Raw genomic sequence first — 2,076 nt, forward strand, 5'->3', positions numbered from 1 at the left:
GTTGACCGACGCCGTGGTCGTCCCGAGGAGGTCGGCGACCTCCTCGGCGGACCAGCGCAGCACCTCCCGCAGGAGCAGGACGGCGCGCTGGCGCGGCGGCAGGTGCTGCAGGACGGCGACGAAGGCCAGGCGCACCTGCTCGCGGGCGACCGCCACGTCGGCGGGGTCGCCGTCGGGCAGCACGCGGGCCGACGGCGCGGGCGTCAGCCAGACCGCCTCCTCCAGCGGCGCGCCGAGGGACGAGGCGACGGGCTCGGACGGCGCGGCGGAGACGTCCACCGGCATCGCCCGCCGCTTGGCACCGGCGAGCTCGTCGAGGCAGACGTTGGTGGCGATGCGGTACAGCCACGTGCGCAGGCTGGCCCGCCCGTCGAAGCGGTCGAGGCCCCGCCACGCCCGCACCATCGTCTGCTGGACGGCGTCCTCGGCGTCGACCGCGGAGCCCAGCATCCGGTAGCAGTGGGCCGTGAGCTCGCGGCGGTGCGCCTCGAGGTCGGCGTGGTCGTACCGGGGTCGTCCGTGGACGGTCGGGGGCGCGCTCGGCACCGCCGCCGTGCTCGTGCCGGTCCCGGTCGGCGGTGCGGTCGTCGCCTGCGCGTCCCCCACGGCGCCGGACGCTAGTCCCGCGCGCCCCCGCGCGGTAGGTCCCCGTCCGGGGCGGGAGTGCTGGTCGTGCGGCACGCGCCCGCACACCGCGCTCGACGGCGCCGGCGGGACGCGCCGTCGCTGCTCCGTCCGGGGGAACCGGTGTCCCGGGACCCTTCCGCGCCTGGAGCCGGCGGGGCACCCGGTGCGACGCTCTTCCCCGTCGGAGGAACCGTCCAGACCGAGGTGGTCCGCTCCGCGCGTGCTCCGGGGGGAGGTGTCGTCGTGGTCCGCCCTGTCGTGCTCCCCGCCGCGCCGGCCGTGCCCGTGCCGCGGGCCCCCGTCGCCGGTGACGAGCTCCCCGCCACGTGGCCGCTGCCCGCGCGTCCCGACCCGGCCTTCGACCGCTTCGCCCGCCTCGTGCGCTCGGGGCTCGAGGTCCCGATCTCGCTCGTGTCCCTCGTCTCCCGCGAGGGCCAGGCGGTCCCGGGGGCGTCCGGGCTGCCGGCCGGCCAGGAGGACGACCGCCGCCACGACCTGCGCCACTCGATCTGCCGCTCGGTCGTGCGCGCCGGCCGGACGGTCGTGCACCCCGACGTCCGCCTCGTGCCCGAGCTCGACGGCGTGCCCGCGCCGGGGCTCGGGATCGTCGCCTACCTCGGCACCCCGCTGCGCGACGCGACCGGCCGGGTCGTCGGGGCCCTGTGCGCCCTCGACACCCGCCCGCGCGACTGGGCGGACGACGAGGTCGCCGTCCTCGAGGAGCTCGCCGCCGCCGCGGCGTCCGAGCTGGCGCTGCGCCAGCTGCTGCAGGAGCGGCGCACCGTCGTCGCCACCCTGCAGGAGGGCCTGACCGACCGGGTCGTCAGCCCGCCGGGGCTCGAGGTCCGCGTGCGGTCGCTCCCGGGGCTGGACGGCGAGCGCGCGGGCGGGGACTGGTGCGACGTCGTCGTCGGCGACCGCGGCGCCGCGGCCCGCACCACCGGGGCCGGCCCCGCGGGCCCGGTGCTCGTGCTCGGCGACGTCATGGGCCACGACGCCCGGGCGTCCGCCGCCATGGGGCAGCTGCGGGTCATGGCGCGCACCACGGCCTGGTCCTTCCCCGAGGACGGGCCGGCGCAGGTGCTGCGCCGCGTCGACCGCGCCATGGCGGGGCTCGGCGTCACGAGCATGGCGACGTGCGTCGTCGCCCGCGTCGAGACGGTGACCGGCACCCGTCCGGGGGCGCCGGTCCGGCACCGCCTGCGCTGGACGAGCGCCGGCCACCCGCCCCCGCTGCTCGTGCGCGCCGACGGGTCGGCCGAGCTGCTCGGGCAGCAGCCCGGCGTCCCCCTCGGCGTCGCGCCGGACGCCCAGCGCACCGAGGCGGTCGTCGACCTGCCGCCGGGCGCCACGGTGCTGCTCTACTCCGACGGGCTCGTCGAGCGCCGCGACGCGTGCCTCGGGGCACGGCTGCGGCACCTCGCCCGCGCGGCGGGGCGCCGCGCGGGC

Annotated in this window: 2 protein-coding genes; one reads left to right on the top strand and one right to left on the bottom strand. The window is 79.4% G+C overall.

Going from position 1 to position 2,076, the window contains the following annotated elements:
• Positions 1-546 (bottom strand): RNA polymerase subunit sigma-70 (locus WDV85_RS12940; RefSeq protein WP_445263320.1); only part of this gene is annotated, 546 nt, incomplete at its 3' end.
• Between the two features lie 324 nt (positions 547-870).
• Here WDV85_RS12940 and WDV85_RS12945 point away from each other — a divergent pair.
• On the top strand, positions 871-2,076 hold a 1,206-nt coding region (locus WDV85_RS12945), incomplete at its 3' end, for a PP2C family protein-serine/threonine phosphatase (RefSeq protein WP_339571014.1).

The organism is Pseudokineococcus sp. 5B2Z-1 (genome assembly GCF_037482305.1).
Lineage (GTDB): Bacteria > Actinomycetota > Actinomycetes > Actinomycetales > Quadrisphaeraceae > Pseudokineococcus.